The organism is Bacillus sp. MM2020_4, assembly GCF_011250555.1.
GTDB lineage: Bacteria > Bacillota > Bacilli > Bacillales > Cytobacillaceae > Neobacillus.
In genome coordinates, this window is record NZ_JAANMZ010000014.1 from 39,219 (window position 1) to 65,180 (window position 25,962).

Annotated in this window: 22 protein-coding genes; 7 read left to right on the forward strand and 15 right to left on the reverse strand. The window is 40.1% G+C overall.

Annotated elements, in window-relative coordinates; all coding sequences use genetic code 11:
* The 4 genes from G6554_RS11300 to G6554_RS11315 form a co-directional block, all read right to left on the reverse strand.
* Positions 1-2,748 (reverse strand): choice-of-anchor L domain-containing protein (locus G6554_RS11300; protein ID WP_242692140.1); only part of this gene is annotated, 2,748 nt, incomplete at its 3' end.
* Positions 2,749-3,120: 372 nt separating this feature from the next.
* On the reverse strand, positions 3,121-6,159 hold the full coding sequence (locus G6554_RS11305) for a hybrid sensor histidine kinase/response regulator (RefSeq protein WP_166241823.1): 3,039 nt from the start codon (positions 6,157-6,159) through the stop codon (positions 3,121-3,123).
* A gap of 11 nt (positions 6,160-6,170) precedes the next feature.
* On the reverse strand, positions 6,171-7,295 hold the full coding sequence (locus G6554_RS11310; RefSeq protein ID WP_166241825.1) for a response regulator: 1,125 nt from the start codon (positions 7,293-7,295) through the stop codon (positions 6,171-6,173).
* Positions 7,296-7,538: 243 nt separating this feature from the next.
* A complete protein-coding gene (locus G6554_RS11315) occupies positions 7,539-8,216 on the reverse strand; it encodes a Crp/Fnr family transcriptional regulator (RefSeq protein WP_166241827.1) in 678 nt (225 codons plus the stop codon).
* Between the two features lie 65 nt (positions 8,217-8,281).
* Between G6554_RS11315 and G6554_RS11320 the strand changes: the two genes are divergently transcribed.
* From G6554_RS11320 to G6554_RS11330, 3 genes are read left to right on the forward strand one after another with little or no spacing between them, the layout of a single operon-like run.
* Positions 8,282-9,424: an aminotransferase class V-fold PLP-dependent enzyme gene (locus tag G6554_RS11320; protein ID WP_166241829.1), complete on the forward strand. Its 1,143-nt coding sequence runs from the start codon at positions 8,282-8,284 to the stop codon at positions 9,422-9,424.
* The gene (locus G6554_RS11325; RefSeq protein WP_166241831.1) at positions 9,405-10,010 is read left to right on the forward strand and encodes a YitT family protein; all 606 of its coding nucleotides are present in this window, start codon (positions 9,405-9,407) and stop codon (positions 10,008-10,010) included. The genes G6554_RS11320 and G6554_RS11325 overlap by 20 nt, the downstream gene beginning before the upstream one ends.
* Complete coding sequence (locus G6554_RS11330; RefSeq protein WP_166241833.1) at positions 10,007-11,404, forward strand: amino acid permease; 1,398 nt, start codon at positions 10,007-10,009, stop codon at positions 11,402-11,404. The genes G6554_RS11325 and G6554_RS11330 overlap by 4 nt, the downstream gene beginning before the upstream one ends.
* 403 nt (positions 11,405-11,807) lie before the next feature.
* Here the strand turns inward: G6554_RS11330 and G6554_RS11335 are convergent, their stop codons facing one another.
* Positions 11,808-12,224 (reverse strand): hypothetical protein, encoded by a 417-nt coding sequence (locus G6554_RS11335; RefSeq protein ID WP_166241835.1) that lies wholly within the window; start codon positions 12,222-12,224, stop codon positions 11,808-11,810.
* A gap of 655 nt (positions 12,225-12,879) precedes the next feature.
* Between G6554_RS11335 and G6554_RS11340 the strand changes: the two genes are divergently transcribed.
* Both G6554_RS11340 and G6554_RS11345 read left to right on the forward strand, forming a co-directional pair.
* Positions 12,880-13,389: a DUF6773 family protein gene (locus G6554_RS11340; RefSeq protein ID WP_166241837.1), complete on the forward strand. Its 510-nt coding sequence runs from the start codon at positions 12,880-12,882 to the stop codon at positions 13,387-13,389.
* Between the two features lie 9 nt (positions 13,390-13,398).
* The gene (locus tag G6554_RS11345; RefSeq protein WP_166241839.1) at positions 13,399-13,599 is read left to right on the forward strand and encodes a helix-turn-helix transcriptional regulator; all 201 of its coding nucleotides are present in this window, start codon (positions 13,399-13,401) and stop codon (positions 13,597-13,599) included.
* A gap of 220 nt (positions 13,600-13,819) precedes the next feature.
* Here G6554_RS11345 and trmL read toward each other — a convergent pair whose 3' ends face one another.
* On the reverse strand, positions 13,820-14,290 hold the full coding sequence (trmL, locus tag G6554_RS11350; RefSeq protein ID WP_166241841.1) for a tRNA (uridine(34)/cytosine(34)/5-carboxymethylaminomethyluridine(34)-2'-O)-methyltransferase TrmL: 471 nt from the start codon (positions 14,288-14,290) through the stop codon (positions 13,820-13,822).
* Positions 14,291-14,724: 434 nt separating this feature from the next.
* Between trmL and G6554_RS26335 the strand changes: the two genes are divergently transcribed.
* A complete protein-coding gene (locus G6554_RS26335) occupies positions 14,725-14,853 on the forward strand; it encodes a YjcZ family sporulation protein (RefSeq protein ID WP_166241906.1) in 129 nt (42 codons plus the stop codon).
* Positions 14,854-15,122: 269 nt separating this feature from the next.
* On the opposite strand, the gene G6554_RS11360 is transcribed toward G6554_RS26335, so the two are convergent.
* From G6554_RS11360 to G6554_RS11385, 6 genes are all read right to left on the reverse strand, one after another.
* Entirely contained in the window at positions 15,123-16,400 is a 1,278-nt protein-coding gene (locus G6554_RS11360; protein WP_166241843.1) for a TRAP transporter large permease, read from the reverse strand.
* Positions 16,401-16,455: 55 nt separating this feature from the next.
* Entirely contained in the window at positions 16,456-16,950 is a 495-nt protein-coding gene (locus G6554_RS11365; protein WP_166241845.1) for a TRAP transporter small permease, read from the reverse strand.
* A gap of 97 nt (positions 16,951-17,047) precedes the next feature.
* Positions 17,048-18,127, reverse strand: coding sequence for a TRAP transporter substrate-binding protein DctP (gene dctP / locus G6554_RS11370; RefSeq protein WP_166241847.1), 1,080 nt, complete (start codon positions 18,125-18,127; stop codon positions 17,048-17,050).
* A gap of 20 nt (positions 18,128-18,147) precedes the next feature.
* Positions 18,148-19,026: an isocitrate lyase/PEP mutase family protein gene (locus G6554_RS11375; protein WP_166241849.1), complete on the reverse strand. Its 879-nt coding sequence runs from the start codon at positions 19,024-19,026 to the stop codon at positions 18,148-18,150.
* A 14-nt stretch (positions 19,027-19,040) separates the two neighbouring features.
* A complete protein-coding gene (locus tag G6554_RS11380; RefSeq protein ID WP_166241851.1) occupies positions 19,041-19,565 on the reverse strand; it encodes a 3-isopropylmalate dehydratase small subunit in 525 nt (174 codons plus the stop codon).
* 6 nt (positions 19,566-19,571) lie between these two features.
* Positions 19,572-20,852 (reverse strand): 3-isopropylmalate dehydratase large subunit, encoded by a 1,281-nt coding sequence (locus G6554_RS11385; RefSeq protein ID WP_242637773.1) that lies wholly within the window; start codon positions 20,850-20,852, stop codon positions 19,572-19,574.
* Between the two features lie 166 nt (positions 20,853-21,018).
* Between G6554_RS11385 and G6554_RS11390 the strand changes: the two genes are divergently transcribed.
* The gene (locus G6554_RS11390) at positions 21,019-21,609 is read left to right on the forward strand and encodes a TetR/AcrR family transcriptional regulator (protein ID WP_166241855.1); all 591 of its coding nucleotides are present in this window, start codon (positions 21,019-21,021) and stop codon (positions 21,607-21,609) included.
* A gap of 657 nt (positions 21,610-22,266) precedes the next feature.
* On the opposite strand, the gene rbsK is transcribed toward G6554_RS11390, so the two are convergent.
* The 3 genes from rbsK to fucP form a co-directional block, all read right to left on the reverse strand.
* Entirely contained in the window at positions 22,267-23,190 is a 924-nt protein-coding gene (gene rbsK / locus G6554_RS11395) for a ribokinase (protein WP_166241857.1), read from the reverse strand.
* A 12-nt stretch (positions 23,191-23,202) separates the two neighbouring features.
* Positions 23,203-24,219: an aldose 1-epimerase family protein gene (locus G6554_RS11400; RefSeq protein WP_166241859.1), complete on the reverse strand. Its 1,017-nt coding sequence runs from the start codon at positions 24,217-24,219 to the stop codon at positions 23,203-23,205.
* A 71-nt stretch (positions 24,220-24,290) separates the two neighbouring features.
* Positions 24,291-25,640, reverse strand: a complete 1,350-nt coding sequence (gene fucP, locus G6554_RS11405) for an L-fucose:H+ symporter permease (protein ID WP_166241861.1) — start codon at positions 25,638-25,640, stop codon at positions 24,291-24,293.
* Positions 25,641-25,962: the final 322 nt, after the last annotated feature.

Sequence of the window (25,962 nt, forward strand, 5' to 3'; positions counted from 1 at the left end):
CTTGATTTTTTTCGTATCCTGCGGGTCTTCTGCAAGAGCTGCTTCTAGTTCTGCTTTTGCCTTTTCTACCGCTTTATATTCCGCGGCAGTTTCTTCGCCACCAGCTTTGGTGTAACGATCTTCTGCTGTTTCTGCTTGCTTTTTCGCTTCTTCTGCAGTCGCAATTGCATTGCTTAATTCTTTCGCTTTGCTAGACTTATTCAATTCTTTGACCGCTTTTGTTAACGCTTTTGTGGCTTCTTTGATTTTTTTTGTATCCTTCGGATTTTCGGCCAGGGCTGCATTTAGGTCCGTTACGCCCTTTTCTACCGCTTTATATTCTATCGCCGTTTCCTCGCCACCAGCCTTTTTATAACAATTTTCGGCTGTTTCTGCTTGCTTTTTTGCTTCTTCCGCCGCAACAATCGCATTGCTTAATTCTTTTGCTTTGCTGGCATCATTTAATACCTTAACGGCCTCACTTACTTTTTTCGTTGCATCTTTAATTGCCTTTGTATGTGATGGATCGGCTGTTAATGCCACTTCTAATTCTATTAAGGCTGTTTCAACGGCCATATACTCATCATCGGTATCTTTACCGCCGGCTTTTGAAAAACGTTCTTTTGATATTTTTGCACTCTTCTTAGCCTTTTCCGCTGCCGCAATTGCATTAACTAACTCTTTCGCTTTACTTGATTTGTTTAATGCTTTTACAGCCCCATATACCTTTTTCGTTGCTTCATTGATTGCTTCACTATCTTGAGGTTCCGCTGTAAGGGCAGATTCTAATTCAGCTAGCGATTTTTCTACAGCTTTATATTCCTCATCTGTTTCCCCACCGCCTGCATTTTTATAGCGGGCTTTCGCTGCCTCTGCCTGCTTTTTCGCTTCTTCCGCAGCTGCAATGGCATTGTGCAATTCTTTTACTTTACTTGCCTCATTTAATGCATTGACCGTATTCACTAATGTTTGCGTGGCATCTTTTATTGCTTGAAGATCCTGTGGATTTTCCGCTAAAGCTGTTTCTAATTCTGCTAACGCCACTTCTACGGCTTTAAACTCCGCTTCTGTTTCTTCCCCACCAGCATGGTTAAATCGATCTTTCGCTGCTTCCGCCTTGCTCTTTGCATCTTCTGCAGCTTCAATTGCATTGTTTAATTCTTTTATTTTACTTGCCTCATTTAGTGTATGAACTGCATCCACTAATTTTTGTGTGGCTTCTTTAATTGATGGAAGATCCTGCGGGGTAACACCTAATGCCGCTTCCAATTCAGTTAAAAGCTCTGCTACAGCTATGAATACCTCTTCCGTTTCTACCCCGCCAACATGTTTAAAGTAATTTTCAGCATCATTCGCTTGTTCTATAGCTATATTAGCTGCCCCAATGATATCCTCTGGGATGATTGCCGCTGAAGGTGCCGATGCTTCCGATGTACCGATTGCATTTGTTGCCGTAACGGTAAACGTATAAGATGTTCCATTTATTAATCCTGGTACGATAATCGGGCTGCTTGTACCCGTTGAAGTGGCTCCCCCAGGATGGGCTGTAACCGTATATCCAGTAATATTGCTTCCGCCATTGGCAGGCGCTGTGAAACTTACGGTTGCTTGACCATTCCCTGCAACTGCCGTTACATCTGTCGGTGCTCCCGGAACCGTATTGTTTGGAATCTGATCTAAAGGCTTGGAGGTACTTTCCGGTTCAATTGTCGCCCCACCCTTAGGATTACTTAACTCAACGGTTTTTGTCGTTCCTGGAACCGTGATTACTTTTTCCGTTTCACCATCACCAAATGTAATAGTACCGTATTTCACAACCGTTCCGTTCTGATCCTTTGCTTTCCAATCTACTGCCGCCATACCATCACTACCACCAGTACGTTTGACGGTCACATCATAATCTTTCCGTGAATCCAAGGAAACTTGCCCTGGTTGAACCTCCCGGTCGTTTAAGCTACCTGCTTTAATCAATACATTGGAATCGTAACTATTATCATAGCCATCAGCAATGGCTAGTTTTATACTATTCTTCACACCTGGAGTTACTTGAACCGAAACAGACATAACAACGGTCAAACCATCCATTTCAGTATTTATCTTGTCTGCTGCACTTACAGTACTGATCTCATTATTGCGAAAGTACTCTGGGTTATTAGCCTTAACCCCATAAGGTTTCCCACCATTCACCGTATTGATTGACACTGGTGTGGTCGAATTGGGGATTAGTGCGGCATTTTTTCCATTGACAAAAAAGGCAAAGACATCATTATATTCACTATTTGCGTATTCGTTGTATTCCTCAGAAGAAAACACATATTGAAATGAAATATGATCTCCTTTAGGAATAAAATTAAACTCTAAAATAGCGGCATCCTTCGTAGCAATATTTCCTGCTAATGTAGATAAACTTGAATCACCTGGTGTATTCCACTCTGTTGATTTTTTATTAGATATGTTTGGGCCCACAATATCTTGAGCCTTCCCCGTACTCAACACAATTCCATTCTCAAAACCAACAATACTACTATCCCCGCTAAACATACCAAATGCCTGCGGGTTCCCCGTTAGCTTAATATCGCTTACCTCAACACCTGTCCCTACTATGTTTTGAACCAATTCTTCTTTGGTATGGCCCGTTGTGACCTGTAAGCCCCCTGCCGCTAAACTTTCCTTTGGAAAAAGGAAGAGATGAGTGCTAATGGAACTAAAAATCATGGTAACGAGTAGTACCCAAGTAAAGGCCTTATTCAGTTTCTTTTTACTCTTCAATTTCGTCTCTCCTCTTGTTTGAAATTTTCACACACACACCACCAACCTAACACCCACATAAAAGGAAGAGTCACATGTGTCTTTGTGCCTAAAAGTAGAATCTAAAAATATCATTCTATCCTTTTGTACATATCGAAAATAAAGTATAGGGTATTTATTCTTATTGACAAATCTCTATATTCGAACCCGAATTTCTTGCTTCAGTGGTATAAACCTACTAGTATCTTAAAAAATCAACCCCTTTTCGTGTGATAAATATCACGTTTCTACACATTTCAACATCATACGACATCCAACCTTAAAGAAACCTTAAAAAAAAACGAATTACCTGTCGCGATTTGACAGGTAATTCGTTTTTTCGAGTTGACTTTTTTATTCCGGCTCACAAGGAATTCGCACTGATACTTTTGTCCCAACTTCGGGCTCACTTTGAATAGTCAAGTCCAAACCATACTCATGCTTCATTCTTCTACGAATATTTTTTAACCCTACTCCATTGCTTTCGTTTGTATCACCATCTAAACTTTCCAGAAAGCTCCCTTTCATCCCTACTCCGTTATCTTCAACTACGAAATGATGATATCCCCGATCACGATAGGCAGTTAGTTTCACTGTTCCTCCTTCAAGCCGCCTCCCAATCCCATGCCGAATGGCATTCTCAACAAGCGGCTGAATGAGAAGTGGAGGAATCTTGACGTCGTGCATAACGGAATCAATCTTGTATTCAACTTGAATGCGGTCTCTGAACCGAGCTCGTTCAATCTCTACATAAGATTGAATCAAATTTAATTCCTGGCTAAAGGGAACCCGCTTTTGCAAATTATTAAAATGAAAACTTCCTCGTAAATAATCAGCGAGCTTTAGCGTTAAATTTCTCGATCTTTCCATATCCTTGTAACTTGACGCGACAATACTGTTCAACGCGTTATAAAGAAAATGCGGTTTAATCTGTGACTGCAAGAAAGCGATCTCTAAATTTAAGGCCCTGCTGAAAGAATCCTTCAACGCAAGCAAACTGCCAATCCTTGCCTTTAACTCATCCAGGTCAAATGGTTTTGGCAAGAAGTCATTCGCTCCCGCCTCAAAGGCGGACACCTTATCCTTCGGTTGTATGGCTGCTGTTACCATTAACACAGGGAACTCTGTTAAGGAATAGTTCGTACGAATGGCCTGGCAAACCTCATAACCAGACATACCTGGCATCATTAGATCCAAAATAGCCAAGTCAATCGAATGTGGTTTGTTAAGCTGCTCCATCACCTCATGACCATTTTGAACCGCAATGACATTACAATGCATGGATGTAAGGGCATCGATTAATATTCTTAAATTAGAAAAGTTATCATCCGCAATCAAAACAGTATATTCGCCTTGTTGTTCCAAATAATAGGGCGTTGGAAAGGTATACTCCGGCAGCTTTGCCGTTTTACCCGTATCCTGATTCTTTTTAGTTGGTTCGTCTCCTCTATTTGCAATCGGTAGAGCGATGGTAAATGTGGTTCCCTCACCCTTTGTGGATAAAACGCGTATTTCCCCATTTTGCAGTTCAACAAGCTGCTTGACAATCGTCAATCCCAGTCCTACTCCTTGCTGAGCTGTCTGCGACTCCAATGATTGAAAGGGTTCGAAAATATGCGGAATCTTTTCCTCTTCCATCCCCGCACCTGTATCTCGAACAGAAATTTCAATCATTCCATTTTGTGCATCAGCCACAATTTGAACAACACCATTTTCAGTATGCTTAATAGCATTATCAAGTAAGTTGCTGATAATTTGGACAACGCGGCTTTCATCCGCAAGCGCATATGGCAGATTCTCAGGTACCTGATTTTCCAGCTGAATATTTCGATCTGTCGCCAGAAAAGAATAGATTTGCAGATTGACGTCAATCGTTGAACGGATATCGACCGGTTCTAAGTGAATGGTCAATTCTCCTTCTTGTAGCTTTGAAAAATCTAAAATATCATACACTAACTGTGAAAGTCTGTCTGTAATGGTGGTAATCAATTGCAGCCGTTCCCGATGGCCCTCCGTTAATGGATGATCCGGATCATTCAGAATAGAACGTGAGATATTCATAATGCCATGCAACGGCGATTTAAACTCATGGGAGGTTCTAGCAAGAAACTCATCCTTCATTTTATCCGCTTTAATAAGCCGGACAGAGAGCTCTTTGTTTTTCTGAAAGGCATTTGAAAACCGCCATGACATAAACAACGCCAGCATGATTAAAAACAGGAACGGTTCAAAGGGAATCACCTTATATACCCGTACAGCAAAATAGGAATAGGCCGTTTGAGTGAGTGCATAGGCGATTAAAGCTACCGCAGCCACCGCAAGATAAATGCTGCCCTCTATCCGATGGAGAGCTGCTAATACGAAAACATAGGTAACATATAATAATGTCAACGTGATGTATCCTGATATAATCGGTAAAAACACACCTGTATAAAGATGCGTAAGAAAGACGAGCGCCAATAGGCTCATGATGGATCCAGCAATCAAGCCAATTTGAATGATAGCTCGTGAACAATACGACTGAAATGCTGTATAGACGAAAAGGACCATCCCCATCCCCGTGCCAATAGAAGATAAAATCTGTATCCGATAATATAACCAAAATGGAAGCTTGGGGAATAGGTCAAAGATGACTCTTTCTCCACTTACTGCCGCAAACAGTGCCGAACAAATACAGACCAGTCCGAAAATAATCAAGGAAGTGTCTTCCTTACGCTGTGAATATAACCCGACGAAATACAGACCCATAATCAGAAAGGAAACAACGATAATCCAATCATGGGAGAGTGCCTGATTGTCTAGAGCAGAAATTTGCTTGGCAGAACCTAGATAGAGTGGTCCGTTAATCCCACCGCTTCCCCGTAAGTCATAATTGGCCACTTGAACAATGAGTTCATTCCATCCCGGCTGTAAGTTGATATAGCTTGTATAAGGCTTATTCCTTGCTACATAGCCACCTTTTTCCGCCGGCTTTCCACTCTTGCCAATGGTCTTCCCATTCAGCATAATCCGATTGGCTAATTGTATCGAAGATAATTTCAAGCCATAAACTTGATTGGTATCCTTTACTTTTACATGCAAGCGATAGGTTGCCACACCCAGCGACTTCATCTCGCGATTGAATTTCCCCGGCACCTTGATCATATCTCGATTTAATTTACTTCCATTAGAATCAAAATCATCATGGAACAAAAGCTGATGGGGGTAAAACTCCCACTCACCATTTAACGGAACAGGCTGGTCCGTAGAGAAATCCCAAGAGGAAAGTTGTAAATACCCTTCTGCTGCTTTTGGAGTTTGTTTCGTATGATCGGTAAAAGCAAAATAGAGAACGAAACAAATCAAAACGAATATCAAGAAGGTAATGGTAATGGATTGGATCTTTTTTCTCATACATGCCTCTTTTAATGTAAAAGTACGTTCAGTTGCTTCAATAACTGAACCGTTTCTTGTTCTAATTCAATTCCCAGTTCATTAATCGTTTGTTCCAAATGCCTATATACCACAATGGCCGCATTCCGCCTGCCTAATTCTATGTATATCCGCATCAATTCCCGGGCATATTTTTCAGAATCAGGGATCATCGTCAATATACACTGTAAACTTTCTTCTGCCAGCGTCAGATTTCGGTCTTTGAAATATTCATAACGCCGAATTACCGCACGAATATACAGATTCTTTAACTCGATTTGCCTAGAGACTCCCCACTGATAACCAGAACTCTCCATATAGTCTCCTTTATATAGAGAATGGATTTGTTGAAAAAGGGTTTCATCAAAGTCCCCGTTTGCATGTAGGTCTAGCAATTTCTCCCTCACCAGTTGCTCGTCACTTTTTACACCGTTTGCTGTAAAGACAAATCCTTTTCCGATTTTATTTATTTCCACCTGAAGCCCAGATTCTTTTAAACTCTTTCGCAAGTACGACAAACACGTATATAAATACCCTTTTGCCTTCTTCAAATCATGCTCAGGCCAAATTGCTTCAATGATACTATCTGTATCGACAGGTTGATCAAAATGATGAACCAAAAAGGCACACACTTCTTTCTCCTTTTTTGTTTTCCATGATAGTGTCCGTTTCTGATCACCAGGCAAATGAAGATAGAGTCCTCCCATACACTGGATATAAGGGTGGACTATCTCATTCTGAGATTGGCGCTGTTCTATGATGATAGGCCGGATACGTGAAATACATAGCTGCAATCGTTCCGGTGTAACTGGTTTTACTAAATAATCATTCGATTGAATTTCAAATGCCTCAACGGCATATTCTGAATAGGCCGTTACGAATACCACCATTAATTGAGGGTTAACCGACTTCATTTTTCTCGCAACCTCTGTCCCCTTAAGGCCAGGCATATCAATATCAAGGAAAACAAGATCAATCCCATTCCCTTCAAAGGCCTGTAACGCCTGGAAAGGATCCGTATAACGTCCAACAATCGCTACATTTTCATTCTGTTGTAATAATATTTCTAATAGATCAAGTGCATCTTCTTCATCATCAATGAGCATCACACGTAACACGTACATTTCCCCTTAATCAGGCTTCTATGTTATAAAACTGGAAATCTAAAAATTAATCCATAGGCATCTGGTAAAATTCTAAGCCCTATACCTAACAATCCGTTCGTTCAATAGCTTTGTTATTATAGACTCAATAAAAAATTTCGTAAATATTATTTTATTGGAAAACCAGTATGTGTTTCTCCATCTTATATTGCGGAATATTCACTAAATTCAGGGATTTTGTAAAACACTTTACAGAATTCAATCGTGTTTGGAATTAAACTTATCATAGGTTAAAAGTTTAAAGGCGTTTATGGAGTGAATCAGGTATTGTTTATTTACTTTACTAATTAAGCCCTTTTCTTGTAAATAAAGCATGACATTGGAGACGCTTACTCTTGAAGAGCCAACGACCTGGGAAAGTTCTTGATGGGTAAAGGGTATGGCAATCAAAACACCATCGCCCGAGCATTCGCCATATGTTTCAGCCAATTGTGCCAGCACAAACATGACACGTTCTTCAATGTTTGAAAAACTCATTAGGTGTGTTTGCACAAGCAAGGCGTTTTGTTTTTGGCTCATGGATTGCAGCACTCGTTCAAATAGGCCTGGAGTTCCTCTAACAATTTCTCGGAATGGTTCATGGGGAATTCGAATGACTTCTATTTCTGTTGAGGCAGCAGCACAATACGGATAGGTTTCACCAGACCAAACATTGCATTCACCCATGATAGAATTCGACCCAATTACAAACAAATGCCGTTCTTCACCAGAAGGGGACAACAGGTACGCCCTTACTCGTCCAGTTAGGATTAAATAAATATCCGACAAAGCCTGATGCTCCATAAAAAGGCAGGTACCCTTTGGGTAGAGCTTTCTCGTTCCATGCTGCTTAAAAAGTTCAGGATCCCAATTTCCTTGTTCCACCCATAAGTTCATTTGTACACGCCTCCTTTAACCTAATGAAATTGAAATGGATATTTTTATAGAAAGGAAGAAAGTAGATGAATCATCCTTTTAAAGAACAAAGAAAACTTTTCCCAACACTTACGAATACCATTCATTTATCCAGCTGTTCACAAAGCGCGATCAGCCTACCCGTGAAAGAGGCTATAAATAATTACCTGGCAAGCTGGACTGAAAACGGCATGGATTGGAACGGCTGGATGGAGCGGGTTCAAGATGCAAAAAGTGAATTTGCCGCACTGATCAATGCCGATCCAGAAGAGATCGCTGTATTATCTAGTGTTTCGGACGCCGCCTCCGCATTCGCAAGTGCACTTTCCTTTACATCCGATCGAAATAAAGTAGTGACAACAGATATTGATTTTCCATGCATTGGACATGTTTGGCTGTCTCACAAAAAGAGAAATGCGGAAGTAACCTTTGTCCCTGCTGATGAGAATCATACAATCCCATTTGAAGCCTATGAAAAAGCAATTGATACAAATACGCTTGTCACGTCCATCGCACATGTATCTTATTATAACGGCTTCAAGCAAAATTTGAAATCGCTTTCCTCCCTTGCACATAGCAATGGATCCTTCTTATTTGTCGATGCCTATCAGTCAGCGGGAAGCGTTCCGATTGACGTCAAAGACAGCCATATCGATGCCCTTGTTGCGGGAGCCCAGAAGTTTTTACTAGGAGTTCCGGGAATCGCCTTTATGTATATAAAAAAAGAACTCGCAAATCAATTGGAACCCCTGACAACCGGATGGTTTAGCCGGCAAAATCCCTTTGCCTTTACCAATCAAATTTTAGACTACGCGGATGGTGCCAGGAGATTTGATACAGGTACACCACCCATGATCAATGCCTATGCAGCACATGCGGGAATTTCACTCTTAAATGATATTGGCATCAAACCAATTGAAGCCTATTTAGAACATTTATCTAGCGTTTGTATAGATACGGCGCAAAAACATGGACTGGAGATCGCAAGTCCATTAGATATTCAGCAAAAAGGAAGTAATACCGCCATACGGGTTAAAAATGCCGGCATTTTGGAAGGTCACTTGAAATCCCAAGGAATGATTGTATCAGCCCGTAATGATGTGCTTAGAATTGCTCCACATTTCTACAACACAGAAGAAGAAATAGTCCAAACCATTGAGGCGATTGCCCATGCTCTTATTACAAAGTAAAAAAATCGCATCGATTCTACTAGGAACCTTCCTTGTAGCTGCTGCTTACTATGTTTTTCAAAAACCAAATGGGATTACAGCACCAGGATTAGGGGGAATTGCGGTCATCGTGGCGAACGTCCTGCATTCTCCCTTAGGACTAATCTATTTTGTACTCAATATTCCCTTATTTTTAATTGGATACCGTTCCATCGGTTCCTCTTTTGCTTTCTTTAGTTTAATTGGAATGGGGGCACTCTCTCTCTTCTTAGCCATTTTATCGACAATCCCCACCCTTCCTTCACCCATAGTCGGTTGTATTTTAGGCGGGGTTCTCTCTGGGATTGGTATTGGCATCGTGATTCAAGCTGGCGCAACCACCGGTGGACTCGATATTGCCAGCGTCGTGATTGCCAAGCATTTCCCCTTCATCACGATTGGAAAAACGATGATGGTCGTCAATGGCTTTGTCCTTTTTTTAACCTTTTTAACAGACGGATTTGATCATACGGTTCTTACATTTATTAGCATTATCATTGCAGGAAAAAGCGTGGATTCATCGATATCCTTACTTCAACGATACAAAAATGAGGAGGCCAGTTTATGAAGGATCATTTAATCAAGCAAGAAGAAGGGTTACAGCGTGCCCTTACTGACCGACAACTAACGATGATTGCCATTGGTGGAGCAATAGGAACTGGATTGTTTATGGGAAGTGGAATTGCGATTGGCTATGCAGGTCCGGGTGTACTGATTAGCTATGTGATTACTGCGTGTATTGCGGTGATCATGATGTTCAGTCTATCTGAAATGGCGGTAGTTCACCCTACAGCTGGCTCATTTGGTACTTATGCAGAAATGTATCTCAATTCCTGGGTAGGGTTTTTAGTTCGGTATACGTATTGGGCCGCACAAGTGATTGCCATCGGGAGCGAGGCTGTAGCGGTAGGAATTTATATGCAATATTGGTTCCCCTCGATCCCTGTTTGGCTGTGGGCACTGGGATTTGGTGCCATTATCCTCTATGTAAACAGCCGTTCTGTAGGGAATTTTGGAACGATTGAATATTGGTTTGCGATGATTAAAGTCGTGGCTATTGTTCTCTTTATCATTTTCGGAATCACCGTCGTATTTGGAATTGGACATTCTGAATCCGTAGGTTTTAGCCATTATACAGACAACCAGGGTTTCTTTCCACATGGGTTTAAAGGGGTGTGGATGGGTGTGCTGATGGCCATTTTCTCCTTTTATGGAGTAGAAATTATTGCTGTTACCGCCGGTGAGTCAAAGAACCCACAAAAGGCTGTTCCAAAAGCCATGAAAACGATGATTATCCGATTATTCCTCTTCTATATCTTGTCGTTGGCCATTATTCTTGCCATCGTCCCTTGGGCACATGCCGGTGCACAAGTAGTGGAACAGAGCCCGTTTGTAAAAGTATTCGAAAGCTCTGGCATTCGGTATGCAGCCGGTATTATGAACTTTGTTGTATTAACAGCTGCGTTATCAAGTATGAACACAAATCTATATCTCACATCACGAATGCTTTTCTCCTTATCACGCGGCCGCTACGCTCCCAAAGCTTTAGGGAATTTAAGCAAAACGGGAACCCCTGTGAATGCGATCTTAGCGTCTAGCGGAGGCGTCTTGATTGCCAGTCTAGTGTCCTATTTTAGTCCCATGGCGTTTAATTATCTTTTTGGGGTTGCCCTATTTGGCGGCATCCTCGTATGGATCATCATTCTAGTAAGCCACTTGAACTTTAGAAAAACGGTCCATTTGCATCACCCGGAACCACTGCCTGTAAAGGCACCCTTGTTTCCATTATTGCAGTGGATTGGGATTATATTATTAAGTGCCATTCTAATTACGATGGCCTTTTCCTCAGACTTCCGAGTCGCATGGATCGTGGGAGTGCCTTTTATCATCGTCGTGAGCATCATCTTCTTCCTACGCCGAAAAACAATGCCGGCCGTAATCGACAGTCAAGTAAAATCCTAAAATCCATATAAATAGGGTTCAGCCTCCGGCACAAGCAGGAAGCTGAACCCTTTATTTAGATGGATTATGGGCCAAGAGCGACGTAAAAAAATTTTTACTAGCCATTTTTAGTAGAATTGCTTTTCAATAGCTGGATGAGGGGCTAATCTCAGTGGCTTTTTAAAAGATTAGTCCTTCATTGCCTTGATGAAGGACTAATCTCAGTGGCTTTTTAAAAGATTAGTTCCTCATAGCCTTGATGAAGGACTAATCTCAGTGGCTTTTTAAAAGATTCGTCCCTCATAGCCTTGATGAGGGACGAATCTCAGTAATTTTTAAAAGATTAGTCCTTCATTGGCAAATGAAGGTGGTTACTTTGCGACTTCCTCCAATTGTGTCGTTGTAAACATCTTCAAATCTTTCTTTAAATTGGCATCTCTTCTTTTCGTTCACTCAAAATATCTTGAATAATTTCCATATGAAAGGCTGCCCATGCCTTTTCACGAAAGTGGAGAATCACGCCTATAATGAGGATGAAAAGATAAATAAAGCCAAAGGATACCCAAAGTAAACTTCCAAGTAAGTCAGTAATTTGCTTTGAAAACATCAGCAGCAGCCAGGGAACAGAGGTTAAAAAGATGGGAATAAAGCCGGATCCGTTTTTCTCTTTGACCATTCGATAATAAATAAGTCTTAATGTACTGCTATCCAACGATTGATAAAGAGCCATGACTTCTTCTATTTCCGCGAACTCTTTCATATCATTGACAGATTCTTTTTTATGTACGGTTTTTTGCAGTTGAAGATATACTTTGTGTGCATCCCCTCGGTATGAAAACATAATGCAAAGGGCTCCTTTTGTAGAATTTACCTAGTGTAGTAACAAAGATAGAATACATCAGATTAGCGGTCTTTATACATAGAGGCGCGCGGGGACGGTTCTCATGCTCTATTTCCGCCTGCTAACATGTTTTAAGTTTTACTCGTTACCACCAACCCTTTCTTGACAAACTTCGCACCCCAAATGTCTCGAAATCCCCTCTGTACCAGCAAAAGCAGCAAATCCAATCAAACGTTTGATTAACAAGAAATGTACTAATCAAACGATTAATTAAAACTCCCCCACCCCGCCCCAATCCTGAACAACACCATCCTATTGCATAGAAAATATGTCGAAAATTGCTGCCAAAGAACCTTTAGTAAAAGGAAGAAAGTTGGCACCTTAACATGAAAGGGGCAGAGGCTACTATCAAGTAATAGATATTAAATGGCATTTTAAAAAGGGAAACGAAGCAAGTGAACTGTTTTCCGCTTCCCAAAAAAGCCACCAGAACCGTCCCCTTGGTTCTTCAATTAGGTAAGCTTAACTTCAGGCCTTAACTTCAGGCCTTAACTTCAGGATGACAAATAACTTTACCAAAATGTCATATATATATTGCATATTGCAAATTAAATCATATAATAAAGGGGAACAAGAAAAATGGAGGGGATTGGAAATGAACATTTTTAAGCGGGCGGGAAAGGTCACGGATGAACGCATTGAAAATATCCGCAATAAGATTTTTAAGGAAATGTATTATCTGATCATGGTCATTTGTTTTATCAGTATCGGGATAAAAGTTTTCAAGTATGGTGTGGATACAAAGTTGATGGTCTTGGAATTGGTGATTCTTTTCTTTGGAGGTGTTTATTACCTCATTCGCTCTATTTTCTTGGGGGTGTATTGGGATGAAGTGGAGATGCACGATCGCACAAGTAAAACGACAATGGGTTCGAAGACCATTTTTTCCAGCATTGGTTTAGCCTTAGTCATGGCCATCATGATTGGCGTGAAGAGTGCTGTTTCATACGCTGACGGCCGTGCGCAGGGTATTTGGTACTTTGCCATGGTATCATTTGCTTCTATTGTGATCTATGTACCCATTTTTCTTCTTCTTTTTGGCGGTATCCACCTGCTCGCGAAGAAAATTAGTTTGAAGAAACAAGATGACGATAACGAATTGTAGGTACTAATCATGAAAAATATAAAATTAAAACTGGCAAGGGTTGAAAAGGATTTATCCCAAGAAGAACTAGCCAAAGCTGTTGGCGTATCCAGACAAACGATTGGCTTAATTGAATCCGGAAAATACAATCCATCCTTAAGTCTGTGCATTAAAATCTGCAAAGTCCTATCTCGCACATTAAATGATTTGTTTTGGGATGAGGAAACATAATAATCCTTATCCCTTTCATTAAAGGATGGTTTTACGCTTAAAGGATAACGTCCCTTTTTCATAATTAGAAGCAATTTTGATAAAATGACCGTTATTTTAATATGGAGCTTTTGTTTTATAACGCAGTTTCTGTTCAGCTAACGGGGTGTATGGTGATCGTCTACGTTTATAATTCCGAATAGAAAAATCAAACAAAAAATCTTCCAAGCAGGAAGATTTTTTAGTTTAAATGAGGGAATCCTTGCTGGCGCAGGGCCTCATACACCAAGATAGCAGCCGTGTTTGAAAGGTTGAGTGAACGAATATGCGTATTCATGGGTATTCTCAAGAAATGGTCTTTATTATTTTCCAGTAAATCCTTGGGTAAACCGGTTGTTTCTTTTCCGAACATAAAATAATGTTCCTTTGCTATATGACTGAAATCAAAGGCGGAATGGGCCTTTTCCCCAAACGTCTCAATATAGTAGAACTCGCCTTGATTTTTTGAAAAAAAGTCATCCAATGAGTCATAGTACGTTATGTTGACAAACTGCCAGTAATCTAACCCAGCTCGTTTGATCATGGCTTCATCTGTAGAAAAGCCCAGCGGCCGAATTAAATGCAAGGCTGTGTTGGTGGCAGCACACATACGTGCAATATTTGCCGTATTGACTGGAATTTCTGGTTGATATAGGACAACATGGATTGCCAAGAATGGTCACCTCTATCTTCGTTTTACCATTCAAATTATAACATACCGCTTCGGAGGATATGTATGTACGCACACAACAAGAGGGAGAAATAAAAGCACACATAGAAACAGGTTTGATACAAAAATACTCAGAATTGCGCAGAGGTTTCAAAGTAGTTACCAAACGGATTCGCTTCATGGTTGTTAGAAAGGCTAAAAGTGATTGTCACTAAATCATGCCCATATCTGATCTAGACGGGCTCCAATTTTCTCCCCGAGTGTACTATATAATGTAATGTCATATTAACTGTCCCTACATTCGAAAGGAAGTGTATTAAATGCATAATGCCTTACCGATTTCAAATGCCTTTCCAAATGCGGTGCCAAATGCAGTACCAAACGCCTTGCCCAATGCAATACCAAATGCCTTACCAATTACGCCTCTTCCCCAGCCAATGGCTTGCTCCTATGCAACACCTGTTTATGCCGATTGTTTTCCTGCCCAAGGATGCGGTGACTTTATACTGATTGTAGTGTTGTTTATTTTATTAATCATCGTTGGTGCTGTTTGTTTCTGTGGTTAAAAAGTCTATAACCCCTATAAAGATATATTATGAATTAAATGCTTACCTTTTAAATGTATCAGCACTGGGGGCTTCGATTTCCAAGTTTACCGGGACCTGGTAACCAGCGGGTTTACCAGGCCTACCCGGATTCCAAATTCCAAAAGCTATTCCCTGTTATGGGCGTTTCTATAATAAAATGCGTCGAAACATGCCAGCCGAAACACACCTGCATTTCTTCTACCTCACCAACCTACGTGTTCAATGAAGCGGGAGAACTGTCCCCTGCCTCACATGTGAGATGGAAGGAATAAAACAATTTGTGGGAAGAGGATGATTAATAGAACGGTAAGTAATAGAACGCCGATAAAAGGAATTGATCCTTTTAAGACTTTGTTTATACTTACACCTGACTGCTGGCTCGTAATATAAAGGTTAATTCCTACTGGAGGGGTAACTAACCCGATTTCTAATACTAGTACTACTATAATACCGAACCATAAAGGATCATAACCTAGGTTGGTAATCAATGGGAAAACAAGTGGAAGGGTTAGTAGCATCGATCCAAATAAGTCTAAGAACAATCCTAATAGTAAGTACATTAATATGATAAGGAGCAAGACACCAATGGCAGGGATATTCGTTGATTCTATATAATTGATTAATGAATTTCCTAATCGACTAAAGGCAATAAAGTATGAAAATAATGTTGCCCCAATTAATATAACGAAAATCATACAGGTCTGTTGAACTGTTTCAATTAACGCATCAATAATTGCCTTGAAATTTAACCGCTTAATAAAGAGCCCAATCACTAAGGAACCGAAGGCGCCGAAGGCAGCTGCTTCTGTTGAGGTACCAATACCCGAATAAATAGCAACAATGACTATCATAATTAATAGTAAGATAGGCCAAATATGTCGTATGGAATTTAACCTTTCACTCCAACTTGATTTTTCTACCACACTTTTATTTTTTAGCGCGACGGCAACGACAACAATACATAATAAAAAGGCAAGTAATAATCCAGGAAGTATACCCGAAATAAGTAAACTACCAATTGATGTTTCCGTTTGAATAGCATAGACAATAAGGGGAACACTGGGTGGAATTAGTGCTGCTAGCGTTCCACTTGAGGAAGCAACTAAACCCGCAGAAAAGGAATCCGAGTATTTTGATTTTATCATTTGTGGCACAGCCACTTTGGACATAATCGAAGTAGCAGCAATACTTGAACCAGAGAGTGCACCGAATGCAGCGCTAGAGAATACAGTCGCAACACCCACTCCACCGGGTTTGTGCCCAATCCATTTTAGAATACAATCAAATAAGTCCTCTGCGATACGGCTTTTTGAGATGAAATTAGCCATTAAGATGAACATAGGAATGGTGGTATAGCTAAAACTATTGACACTTCTATAGGCGGTTGTCCCCATAATCCCCAGTAAAGCATCCCATCCAGAAACCAACCATACACCTATGGTACCGATAATTAATAAAACGAAAGCAATCGGCATACCCGCTAATATCAGAAGGAGTAATAACCCTGTCAGTATTAATACACTCATAGCATATTCACCTCTGCGAGAATTCTAGTATATATAAAAAGATTCAACGTCTTAGTCATTCAATATTACTTCCGCTTGTACCCAATTTAGCTGTAAAAATGGAGATAAATAGTCTAATAGACATGACGAAGGAACCAAAACAAATCATAAAAACTGCAGGTGTAAGGGGATAAGCTAAACTACTAACAAATCGAATATCCTGATTGAGGTGTCTGATAAATAATAAATAGGAAGTATAGGTAAGAATGGCGAAGATACTGGCAGATAGAATCTTTACCAAAATATCTAATAAAAATGTAAGTCTTGCTGAAAGACGTTTCTGTAAAATCTCAACTTTAACATGCCCTTCGTTTTTCTGAGTGAAGCTCATAGCAAGATAAACCACCATGACCATTAAATATTCTCCTGTAAATTCAATAACGCCAGTAACCGGTTTATTGAAAAGAAATCTTGAAATAGCATTAATAAAAATAAGCAACATCATACTAAACAAAGCGAAACTTGAAATATACGCCAAAATGTGATCGACCTTCTTAAAGACTTTTGACAAGATACACTCCCCCATGATCAAACCATCTAATCGATTTCTTTGATACTAAGGGTATTCACCATTCTGATGAATACCCTATTCAAGTGATATTTAGTAGCTACTGTTTAGCTAGAAGTTCTTTAAATTGATCCAAGACTTCCCCAATCTTAGAACCACTTTTCTCTTGTTCTTTAACCCAAGATTTATTAAATGCTTCGTATTTCTTTACCCATTCTTTCTTTTCCGCATCGGAAAGTGTCTTAATTTCCATCGACTTTGACCATTCTCCAATGATTTTTACATTTTGAGCATCATCCGCTTTACTTCCACTATCGGCTACTTCTGTTGCCGCTTGTTGGAAAGCCTTTTGTACCTTCTCAGGTAGTGACTGCCAAACATTCTCATTAATAATAAATCCGCAGCTTCCGGCTCCAAAACTAACTCCCTGTGTACCATATTTAATCAATTCCCCTAACCCAAAAGATTCAAGAGTAGTAGAATATTGACCAACCTGATCCACAATCCCTTTTTCAAGTCCCTCATATAATTCCGGGGTAGCAATCGTAACAGGTGTTCCACCAAACGTTTTAATTAACTCACTCATAAATGCTCCAGAACTTCTTACTTGTTGGCCTTTTAGGTCACCAGGTGCAGAGGCTAATTTTTTGGTACTGAATAAATCGTAGGGATTTGTCACATATCCTAGTAATGGCCTTACTCCATTTTTTAAATAATCGGTTTCAAGAACTGTGCCTTGCTGGATTAATTCATGGAATGCCTTCGTCCCTTGGTTACTAGAAGAAAATAACCCTGGAAAACCTGCTATAGAGCTGCTGTATGGCATTCTATCAGATGTGTACGAAGGGATGAAAAATGCAATATCCGTTACACCCTGGGAAGTTAAGTCAAGATAATCACTAACATTTCCTAATTGTTGAGATGGATAAAATTCAAATTCAACTTGACCATCTGATAATTCTTCCACTCTTTTCATAAACGGTTTGGTCACAGTCTCCGAGAAGAACGCCTCTGGTGCTTCATGTGAAGCGAATTTCAGCACAATCTTCTTGTCGGTATCAGCAGGCTTTTTAGACCCTTCTTCTGAGGAAGAACCCCCAGTGGAAGATGAACCCCCACATGCCGCCATCATTAGAACTAAACAAAGAACCAGAAAAGATACCATAAATTTTTTATTCATCTCAATACCCCTTTGCAAAGTTATGATTTTGGTAAAGCGGAAAGATATTTATCTTGTAGTCTTTCAATATCCTTAAATTTAATGATATCCTTAAATTCGCTAAGCGGCATCATTTCGGTTCTCATCTCATCCGTCTTTTTATATTTTACGAGTTCATTTAAGCCATTTTGAATAGCCGCACTTGAAAGTAACAGCGGAACAAGGGGGAAATGAATGAATTTGCAATTCATTTCTCTTAGTAATTCTTCCGGCAAGCCTTTAGGTGCAAACACTGTCATTTGTACAGAAAGCGGAACAGATACACTCTGACCAAACGTAACTAGACCATATTCATTACCATTCACATACGATAAAGGCTGAATAAAATCTGCACCTGCCTCAATATAAGCATTGGCCCGTTTTGACGCTTCCTCTCCTTCCGCATCTGTCCTAGCGATAATAACAAAATCTTTATCCTCTCTTGCATCAACCGCTGCCCTAATCTTCGCCACTCCTTCTTCAAGCGAAATGAGTTCAGGCTTTGAGTTTATGCCAAGCGGACATCTTTTAGGTACCACTTGATCTTCTAGTGTTATACCGGCAACTCCTGCCTTTTCAAAAGATCTTACCGTTCTCATTACATTTATCGCATTCCCATATCCAGTGTCTGCATCTGCAATAACGGGAGCGCTTACGGCATTAACAATATTTTGCACCACTTGCAGATTCTCAGTTGCCGTATAAAGTTCCGCATCTGGTAAACCTAGTGCACTTGCAGAAACACCAAATCCTGTTGTAAAAACAGCATCAAATCCAGCATTTTCTATCATTATGGCGCTTAATGAATCATAAGCCCCTGCAGTATAAATGAACTCCTTCTCGTGAATCAGCTTTCTCAAAAGCTTGGCTTTGCTAGACATAAGAATTCCCCTCTTTATTGTTGGATTTTTTGTTCATTGGCAAACCGTTGCTTTAAGTAGGCGATATGACCGCCAAGCTCAATCATGTATTTGTCCGACTTTGGAAGTGGATTATACACAATCTTTTCTTTCGTAGACTCATTTAGGATGAAAGATTCCTTCCAATTCACAGTAAGTTGATCAAAGCGTTTTACCTTCCCCAATATACCTTCACAATTTATTAGAGGCACTCCATCTGCCACTTGACCACGATAAAACCCAGGAGAAAAAGATTCTGCAATAATGCCCGCAATCCCCAAATGCCTCAACACTAACATAGGTGGTTTATGCGGGTGTCCATAGCCAAAGTTTCTCCCACCCACAATCCAATCACCCTTTTGAACCTTTTCGACAAAATCAGATTCATAGGGTTTCATACAGACCTTCACTAGATTATCCATGTTTGTTTCTTTAATATTCTCAATCCCAATGACACGATCTATATCAAAATGGGATTCATTAAAAATCCAAATGGCCCTCCCCTTAAGAACGTTTTCCAAGTTGAATCACCCCTTACTCTCCATTAGGTAATTTGTATCCATATACTTTCTTGGATCAGTAATCACTCCATCGATTGCAGATGCTGCCACTGTTGCCGAACTTACTAAATAAATATCCGCCTCTGTACTTCCCATTCTCCCCGGGACGTTTAAGGTTGCTGTTGATAATGCCTTTTGCCCTGCTGAGATGGTGCCACTTCTCCCGAAGCAAAAATCACAACTTGGGGCAGCAATAAAAGCCCCTGCTTCTAGGAAGATGGATAGAAGGCCCTCTTCAGAAGCTTGATGCATTAACTCATTGGACGATGGAATAATATTTAGCTTAAAGTTTGGATCTACTTTTCTCCCTTTTAAAATTTCAGCAGCCACGCGCATGTCATCGATGGTTCCCCCCACGCACGAACCAATATATCCCTGGTCAATCCTCGTTCCCACCACAGTACTAAGTGGAGCTATATTGGCTGGAGAAGGCGGAAGTACTACTAATGGTTCAAGATCTGTTAAATCGATAACATATTCATCTACGTACGTAGCATCAGAATCTGGATGGATTCGTTCAAAGTCATTTAATGCTCGATCTTTTAAGTACTCTTCTACTCTAGCATCAGGTATAACGATAGCACTTACAGCGCCGACAAACATGGCGAGACCACAGATAATGGCTCGTGCATCGATACTTAAATGGGCAACGGCAGGCCCATCAATTTCTAATACATTCGATAAACATCCATCCGGGCCAATTTTTGACTGAATGTAGTTATAAATATCCCGAGCCGTCACTCCTTTTCTCGGAATCCCTGTCAGGGTTACCTTGACGCTACCAGGAACTTGAACCATTACTTTTTCTGAGAAATAGGCTTCAAATAAATATCGGCGGTTGCCTATCGCTAACGAACCAAGTGCTCCTAATGCACTTACATGTCCATCGTAATGAAATAAAAATGATCCTGGTGTTGCATACCCAAGCTCACGAGCAATCTGATGCCCTATTCCTTTTCGTTCATAAAGAGTAATTCCTTGCTCCTTAGCAAAACGACGTGTTTGTTCATGAAATGCCTCTTCCTTAGCTGTTATGGCTGGGGTCATGTGGTCAATAAACAAGACAAACTTTTCTGGGTTTTTTACGTACTTTATGCCAAACTCTTCCTTCATCTGCTTTTCAATCCGATCCGTATATCCAGGAAAGTCATACGCTAATACATAATCAGGAGAAACCATTAGTTCCTCCCCCGGTTTAACAAAGTCTTTTCCGGCTGCACGTGCTAGTATCTTCTCAGTTACTGTCATTCCCAATTTTTCCACCTCCAGAATTTGATATAAAAGGAGCCACTTACCAAATTGACCCAAGTCAGTGACCGTGGTCATTGTTTTTTTTTATTATATAATCTATAATCAAATGGAGTCAATATAAATTATTTTGAATTTACTGAATATTTTTTTAGGGGTGAGGACCTTGAATCAGAGACAGATCAATGCCATGCACACAAAAGAAAAAATTTATAAAGTCGCTTTAAAGTTATTTATTGAACACGGCTTTGAAAATGTATCCATAAACGATATTACTCAACAGGTTGGAATGGCGAAAGGAACCTTTTACACGCACTTTAAATCGAAGGATCAAATAATAGTCGACCATTATAGGAAAATTGATGACCACTATGAAGATACCTTTCAAGTCTTAACAAATATAGAATCAAACTATGAAAGAGTTATGTTAATTTTAAAAGAGGGATTTTTATATACAGAAAAAATTGGGAAGGAATTATTACGAGTGGTTCTAATTAGTCAAATTAGTGGCAAGGAAGATATTCCCTTTGTTATGGATAGCAGACGAAAAATCTATAAAATTTTATTAGAGTTGGTTCGAAATGGCCAACAAAATGGGGAGTTTTCTTTAGAACATGAGGCTAATAAAATCGTCGTTTCCATCCTACAACATTACAGCGGAGTTTATATGAGATGGTGTTTATTAGATGAAGAGGATTCACTTACCGAAATCGGAATGGATTCTATACGTTTATTATTCGATAGTTTCAGAAAATGATGGTCGATAGTTGGCGTCCGTATTCGGGAAAAGAAAGTCGTAAAAGCAGCAAAAGGACCCTAAAAACGTGAACTCCTTTCAGGGTTCAAATCAACTAGTAAATGGTAATCTACTAGGTCTATTAAGAGGCGGTTTGATCTTGTTAGTGTCTGTTTATCCATCTGGAGAAACAACTAAAACAATTTGAGCTGCGTAGGTATGTGACAAAACCGCCTCTCGACAGCCTTCGCACCCCAAAAGTCTCGTAATCCCTTCTTTAACAGCAACAGCAGCAAATCCAATCAAACAGTTGATTAACATGCAATTTACTAATGAATCGTTTGATTAAATGTGGCCAAAATCCTTATGTTAAAATACCTCAGGCCAGTTGGTCGGTAAAATTCCTGTCGAAGATCGGTCTCAATCTTCGACAGCTATCCTCACTAGCACCTTATAAAAACGAATACTCAACAAAAGGTGGTACATTTTGATACTATCAAACGATTAGTTAAACTCCCCACACCACTGCTACTGCTAAATAGGGGGTTCTATAATAAAATGCGTCGAAGTAGGTTGCCCTTACACACGATGACGTTTCTTTTCCCCCCCATTGTCAATGAAGCAAGAGAACCGTCCCCTGCTTCACTTTGAACGATACTAGGCAGCGGAATAATTATTTTATACTGCCGTTACATTCATAAAATTTTCTACCTCATCGATAGTTGGATAAGAAGATTGTGTGCCACGTTTTGTGACGCTTAATGCCGCAAATGCAGTAGCCATTTTTATTGCATGAAGGATATCTTTATTCTTCACAAAATAGTGGGCAAAGCAGCCGATGAAAGCATCTCCCGCTCCAGTTGTGTCAATCGCATTTACTTTATACGAGTCCACCATATGTGCCTCACCTTTGGTTACCCACATGACTCCACGACTACCCATCGTGACAATCACATCCTTAACCCCTTTATCAATTAAGTTGATTGCAGCAGCTTTGATTTGCTCTTCCGTTTCGACAGGCATGCCCGTCAAGATCTCTAATTCAGTTTCATTTGGAATGAAAAAGTCGCATTTACATACATAACTGAAGTCCAGATCTATAGTGGCTGGTGCAGGATTAAGGATAACAGGAATTCCATTCTCATTACCAAATTCGATTGCTCGATATATCGTCTCTAGCGGTATCTCCAGTTGCAGAACAAGTAAAGAACATTTCTTTAATTTCTCTGCTGCCCGGTCTATATCCGCGGGTAAAAGGTACTGATTCGCCCCTTTAATAATGAGGATACGATTTTTGGATTCTGGATCTACAAAAATGGGCGCGACACCACTTGAGGTATCTTGAACTTTATTCGTAAACTCCGTATCAATTCCGTAATTTTCAAGATTTTTAATTGTATTCTCCGCAAAAAGATCATCTCCCACCTTTGTGACCATCATCACCTTGGAGCCCATCTTAGCAGCCGCAACGGCCTGATTTGCGCCTTTACCTCCACACCCAATCTTAAAGTCCGGTGCCTCTAGTGTTTCCCCTTCTTTTGGCATCTTATTAATATATGAAATTAGATCCACCATATTGGATCCGATTACTGCGATATCCATGTGATTACCTCCTTATTTCTTTCCCGTTACCACTGTAAACGTTCTCTCTTCACCTGCATCAAGCTTTAGTAATGTACCTGACTTTTCAGCAGCAAGAAACCCTTCCGGCCTGCAAGTCGCTGGAAGTACGAAGGCTCCCACCTGTTGATCACAATTATGAAGAATCCAACGTGTGGCGTAATTTAGTTCAGCCGTTGAAAACTGGGTAAAAAATACTGTTCCATCCGGTGATATCATTTCGAATTCAGCCGTTTCCTGGTACTGGTTTATTCGATCCGCAAAAAAGACAATCTCAGGATCGTACATCTCCGGCCTATTTAAAGTGCTAATCGTTTCTTCGCCGCTGATGATCTTTTTATTATAATCCAGCCATCCTTCAGTCGGTTTGACATGTCCCGGTACTGATTCTCTCAGTTTAAAAGCCTTGTCAGGGATATTTTGCTTCAATACCGCATTCTCGACATACGCATAGTTCGTGTGACACATATATTGAAGTGGCATTTCTAAGCCAGAGAGGTTTTTAACATTCATGCTGATTTCAATGAACGATTCTTTGTTGAACATTTTTACGGTTGGTCGTGCAAGATAGTGATGGCCAAACCCCTTCATGTACTCGGTTTCACCGCAAATGGTTATGCCTTCAGCCGTGATTTCAAGCCATGCCCGGTCCATTTCAGCACAAGGCATTTCACCATGCAACTCGTGATCATCCTCTGGTCCCGGACAACCGTTTCGGATCAGACCGGAATGAAAGGCAAAGCAGCCATATGTATCTATGACACTCGTTACTTTTTTCGGCTGCGAGAACATATTTTTCATTTTAAGATCTGTATGATCAAACTCTAAGTCCCAAATCATCTGACCCATAAATGGAAGCACAACCATCCTGCCACGTAAATTACGAAGTTCAATTGCTTCCACTCCTGATGGATACCGGAAAAGACTTGCCTTCAATTCCGCGTTTTGGAATATCACCTTGCTGGTATCGGTAAAAAAATGACGCTGCAATTCAATTGTTCCTAGAGTCATTTCATTTCATCTCCTCTATTTTCCACGATGGGCAGCAAATTCAATGCTGCCTCATTGATCATCTTGTTTTCTTATTGTGCTTTCTTAAGGCCTGCCTCTTCGCCCTGGATCATGGTCGAATTCTGCTTCATTTTTCCAAAGAAGTGGAAACCAACATATAGGAAGCAAAGCATCGGAACAAGGAATGAAAGCTGCATCGAACCAAAGAAGTCGGAAGCGAATCCTTGAATGGCTGGAACCACCGCTGCCCCAACAATGGACATAACCAGAATGGCCCCGGCTAATGCTGTGTATTGCTTGTCTTTAACAGAATTAAGTGTTTCTGCATAAATGGTTGCCCAACAAGGACCAAATAGCATACTAACAGCAACAGCACCGTAAACCGCTGTCATGTTTGGTACGAACGAGACATATGCAAGCGTTGCTGCACCAATGACTGAATAAATAACCAATATTTTAGATGAATGAAAGCGAGTGATTAAGAAATTGGCGATGAACTTTCCGATAAAAAAGGCGCTAAAGCTGAACACCATGAAGTTCGAAGCCACTCGTTCGTTAATATCCGGATTCAAGTCAAGTGCGAGACGAATCGTAAACGACCATACCGTTACTTGCATACCAACATATAAAAATTCCGCTGCAATTCCTTTTCGGAATTCTTTTATTCCTGCTAGATATTTCAATGTTTGGACTAAATTAGGTGACTTCCCAGAACCCTTTTCCTTTTTCACCACTGGTTTACATGAAGGGAATTTAGTGAACACAAATAATACGACCATAGCAATGAGCACAAATATAATATATTTATACGGCTCTAGCGTGTGCTGAAGCATTTCGAGTCCAAAAGCATGAGCTTCTTTTGGAGACATAGAAGCCATTCTAGCTTCCAGACTAGCGCCTTCCTGGAAAACAAGATATTTACCAAGCAGGATACCTGAAATTGATCCAAGCGGATAAAATGTTTGGCTGATATTCAAGCGCAACGTCGAAAACTGACGCGGTCCAATCATAGAGCTGTACGTATTGGCTGCTGTTTCCAAAAATCCTAGGCCAATTGCAATGGCGAAGAGTGCAACTAGAAACATGGTATAGGTTGCCATTTCGGAAGCTGGATAGAATAATGTACAGCCAGCAATATAAAACAGTAAACCGACAATAATTCCAATCTTGTAATTTGTCTTTTTGATAACCATCGACGCTGGAATCGCTACAAAAAAGTAGCCCCCATAAAATGCACTTTGAACAAACGCACTCGCAAAATCACTTAACTCAAATACATGCTTGAACTGTGTGATCAAGATATCATTCAAGCTGGCTGCTACCGCCCACATTGGAAACAATAACGACAAAAGAATGAACTGTAGAATAGGAGTTCGGTTTAAGTAGCCATCTGGTAACTGAATAATATTTTTGCTTTTCATGTTCATTTCTCCTTAGTAATAAATTGTAAAAATATGAAGCGTCTTACCATCCTCTTTTACTAACTTGATCAATCTATCCGTTTTCAAAAATGTAAACGTTTAGATTTATTTAGAAAAAAATAGATTTAACAGCTATTATTAAAAAAACTTATGCAGAACATATAATGTAAACGTTTAGATTTTTTGTTCGAATTTAGAATATCACTGTTCACAAATGATGGCAAGACTTTTCTGTATACGTTTGCAGAAAAACCTATAAAATGATGATCCGTTACCAGATGATAAAGGAGGTTTAGAAACTGAGGGATCCTATTTATCCATC